5 protein-coding genes are annotated in these 3,224 nt (G+C 69.6%); 2 read left to right on the top strand and 3 right to left on the bottom strand.

Going from position 1 to position 3,224, the window contains the following annotated elements:
• Positions 1 to 155: 155 nt before the first annotated feature.
• Together LOY02_RS18675 and LOY02_RS18670 are read right to left on the bottom strand one after the other, a co-directional pair.
• Positions 156 to 359 (bottom strand): cold-shock protein, encoded by a 204-nt coding sequence (locus tag LOY02_RS18675; RefSeq protein WP_317183870.1) that lies wholly within the window; start codon positions 357 to 359, stop codon positions 156 to 158.
• A gap of 294 nt (positions 360 to 653) precedes the next feature.
• Positions 654 to 1,445 (bottom strand): helix-turn-helix transcriptional regulator, encoded by a 792-nt coding sequence (locus tag LOY02_RS18670; protein WP_317183869.1) that lies wholly within the window; start codon positions 1,443 to 1,445, stop codon positions 654 to 656.
• 112 nt (positions 1,446 to 1,557) lie between these two features.
• On the opposite strand from LOY02_RS18670, the gene LOY02_RS18665 reads away from it, so the two are divergent.
• Complete coding sequence (locus LOY02_RS18665) at positions 1,558 to 1,947, top strand: hypothetical protein (RefSeq protein WP_317183868.1); 390 nt, start codon at positions 1,558 to 1,560, stop codon at positions 1,945 to 1,947.
• A gap of 56 nt (positions 1,948 to 2,003) precedes the next feature.
• Complete coding sequence (locus tag LOY02_RS18660; RefSeq protein WP_317183867.1) at positions 2,004 to 2,420, top strand: nuclear transport factor 2 family protein; 417 nt, start codon at positions 2,004 to 2,006, stop codon at positions 2,418 to 2,420.
• Positions 2,421 to 2,487: 67 nt separating this feature from the next.
• Here LOY02_RS18660 and LOY02_RS18655 read toward each other — a convergent pair.
• On the bottom strand, positions 2,488 to 3,224 hold a 737-nt coding region (locus LOY02_RS18655), incomplete at its 5' end, for an ABC transporter substrate-binding protein (protein ID WP_317183866.1).

The raw sequence follows: 3,224 nt of genomic DNA, 5'->3' as shown, positions 1-3,224 counted from the left end.
GCTCCAGCTGTTGGAGCTCGTGCCCACCGTGCTCGATGCGCCTCCCGGGACCGCCACGGAATCAGACTGAGCCCTGCCGCGCGCGGAAGGGCAAGGCCCCCGACGAATTCGTCGGGGGCCTTGTGCGTGACCGCAGTCACCGCATCCTGCTCGGGTCAGATGACCCTGACCTTCTCGGCCTGGGGACCCTTGGGGCCTTGAGTGACGTCGAACTCGACCTTCTGGCCCTCCTGCAGCTCGCGGTACCCGCCGCTGTCGATGGCCGAGTAGTGAACGAAGACGTCGGCGCCGCCGCCGTCCTGCTCGATGAAGCCGAAGCCCTTTTCGCTGTTGAACCACTTCACGGTGCCTGTTGCCACTGGTATTGCCTCTTCTTGTAATCGAGTTCTCCCGTGTGGAGAGCTCATGGCCGCCGAAGGCCACAACCAAGGCGACAAAGCGAACCTTCGTGCGCGGCGACTCAGTCATGCTGAGCTGTGCTACGCGGACTGCAACGGCAACATGAGTGACGCTATCAGCCCCTGATGTCCTCGGCTCCCCCAAAGGCGAGTCGGTTCACGAAGACACGCCTTCGATGACCAGCGACGGTGGGCCCAGGCCGGGGCACCCGTCCGGGACGGGCTCGGCGTGGACGCCGAGGTGAGGCCCGGAGGCTACGACGCCGCGATCTTCCTCAGGAGGTCGGCTGACGCCTCGTCGGCCGGGAAGAACGTCTCGATCACCAGCTCGGCCACGGTCACGTCAAGCGGGGTGCCGAAGGTCGCGACCGTGCTGAGCATCGCCAGCTCGGTGGCGTCGTCGGTGCGCAGGCGCAGGGGGACGACCACCTCCCCCGGACCATGCATCTCCTCCTCCGGCTGGTCGCAGGGGTAGCTCTCGAGCTCGCTCAGCAGGTCGGCGAGCTCCGGGTCGGCCGTCAGTGCCACCTGGCGCCTGAGTCGAGCGAGCAGGTGCCCGCGCCACTCGCCGAGGTTGACGATGCGCGGCGCCACGCCTTGCGGGTGGAGGCTGACTCGCAGCACGTTGACCGGCGGCGCGAGGAGGTGGTCGGCGACGCCCTCCAGGAGGGTGTAGAGGCTGTCGTTGGCCTCGACGAGGTTCCACCACCGGTCGACGACGAGGGCGGGATAGGGTGCGTGGCCGGCAAGCAGCTGTCGCAGGGCCTCGCGGATCGCCATCATCTGCGGGGAGTGCAGCGAGCTCTCCGGGTAGACGGGCGCGTAGCCGGCGGACAGCAGCAGCTGGTTGCGGTCTCGCAGCGGGACGTCGAGGTGTTCGGCGATGGTGAGCAGCATCGTCCGACTCGGGGTGGAACGCCCGGTCTCGATGAAGCTCAGGTGCCGGGTCGACACATTGATCTCCGAGGCCAGGTCGAGCTGGCTGAGGTGGCGCCGAACGCGCCAGGAACGCACGAGGCCCCCACAGGTCGGCGGTGCCGTGGTCATGGTCCTCGACGGTATCCGACGGACCTCCGGGGCCCCATTACCCGCGAGGTAATCGACACCATTCCCCACCGCGTCAACGATGGGTGCGTCAATCCGAACCAGGAGGAGATCGATGCGTGATATCCGTACCTCACTGCGACTCGATGCCGTGGCGTCGGGCGCCTTGGGAGCTCTGCTCATCGTGCTGTCGGGAGTGCTCGACGATCCGCTGGGGCTGCCGACGGCGCTGTCGATCGTCGTCGGAGCACTGCTGCTCGTCTGGGCCGGCTTCGTCGCCTGGGTGGCCGGGCGCGTGTCCGCCCGTCTGGTGCAGGAGGTGGCCCTGCTGAACCTCGGCTACGTCGTCCTCAGCGTCGTGTTCGCCTTCAGCGGGTGGGTCGCCCTCACCGGGATGGGCGTCGCGTTCGTCCTGGTCCAGGCGGGCGCGGTTCTCGGACTCACCGCTCTCCAGGGCGGGGGGCTGCGCGACCTCCGGTCAGCCTCCCCCGCCGTGACCGCCTGACGACCACCGCCTTCCGACCGAGTGCAGCCTCGCACCTCGAACCGAGAGGAGCAGCCATGGACACGCGTGCCACCGTCGAGGACCTCCTCGCCCGCATCGGCACGGGAGATCCCGAAGAGATCGCCGCGATCTACGCCGAGCAGGTGGACTGGCAGCTCGACTGGCCGGAGGAGGAACTCGGCGGAGACGTGCCCTGGATCCGCCGCCGCGCCACCCGTGCGGACGTCGCCGAGCACTACCGTGCGCTCGGGGCGCACCATGATGCGTCCCGCGCGCACGCCGAGGTCGACCAGATCCTCGTCGACGGAGGGGAGGCGGTCATCACCGGCACCATCGTCAACACCGTCTCTCACACGGGCAAGAGGTACCGGTCACACTTCGCGCTGCACGTGACCGTCGAGCACGGCCTGGTGGCCCGGCACCACGTCTACGAGGACAGCCTGTCGGTCCATCGCGCGTGGCACGGTCACTGAGGACGCCCCCGGTGTGGGTGGGTCAGCCACCCGCGCCGGCTTCTCGGTCCGGTCAGATCGACGCGCCTCAACCGACGTGGAGGACCCGGAACCGATCGGGCGACTCAGGGTCACGATCCACGACCTGGATCGGAGGCCACACCCACTGCCACACGCTGTCGTCCGGCTCGCGCGAGAACTGGATTCGCCCACGGGTGCCGTCGACGACGAGGCCGGGCCAGGCTGCCGCGATCCGCGCCGGGTCGGCGCCGTGCGCGCGAAGCGCTTCCGCGATGACGGCGATCGTGTCATAGCCCTCGAAGGCGACAAAGGAGGGCGGGGCGCCCAGCCGCTCGCGGAGGGCCGTCTCGACGTGCGCACCGAGGGGACTGAGCCGCTCGGGCAGGTAGCGCAGGAACGGGATCCCGGCGCCGTCGTCGCCCAGCGCTGTCAGCCATCCGGCGAGCTCCGGCTGCCCGGCCGGGGCCCCGATGAGGATCTCGTCGAGCCGCCGGTCGCGGCGGACGGACCTGACGATCGACAGTGCCGGCTCCGGGTAGCCGACGAGGAGCAGGAGTGCCGTCGCGCGGCTCGCGAGGAGCCGATCGCCCACCTCGGCGGGGGACAGCGCGGCCAGGTCGAGCTCGACCACGGAGCCACCGCGTGGACCCAGGTGCTCCCGCAGGATGCGGACCCCTGATGCCCAGTACACGCTTGACTCGGCGGCTACCGCCACTCGACGAACGCCCGCGGCGAGGAGGAAGTCAGCGTAGATCCGCCAACCGTGCGACTGCGCCGGCGCGATCCGCGCCACGCGATCCGTCG

Origin of the sequence: Intrasporangium sp. (genome assembly GCF_032907665.1) — a bacterium.
GTDB lineage: Bacteria > Actinomycetota > Actinomycetes > Actinomycetales > Dermatophilaceae > Intrasporangium.
Note: the sequence above shows the minus strand (reverse complement) of the source record. Positions and strands in the feature narration are given on the sequence as shown.

Excerpts from the sequence above, each read along its gene's own strand:
- LOY02_RS18670 (WP_317183869.1), bottom strand. The coding sequence starts at position 1,445 with ATGACCACGGCACCGCCGACCTGTGGGGGCCTCGTGCGTTCCTGGCGC.
- LOY02_RS18665 (WP_317183868.1), top strand. The coding sequence starts at position 1,558 with ATGCGTGATATCCGTACCTCACTGCGACTCGATGCCGTGGCGTCGGGC.
- LOY02_RS18660 (WP_317183867.1), top strand. The coding sequence starts at position 2,004 with ATGGACACGCGTGCCACCGTCGAGGACCTCCTCGCCCGCATCGGCACG.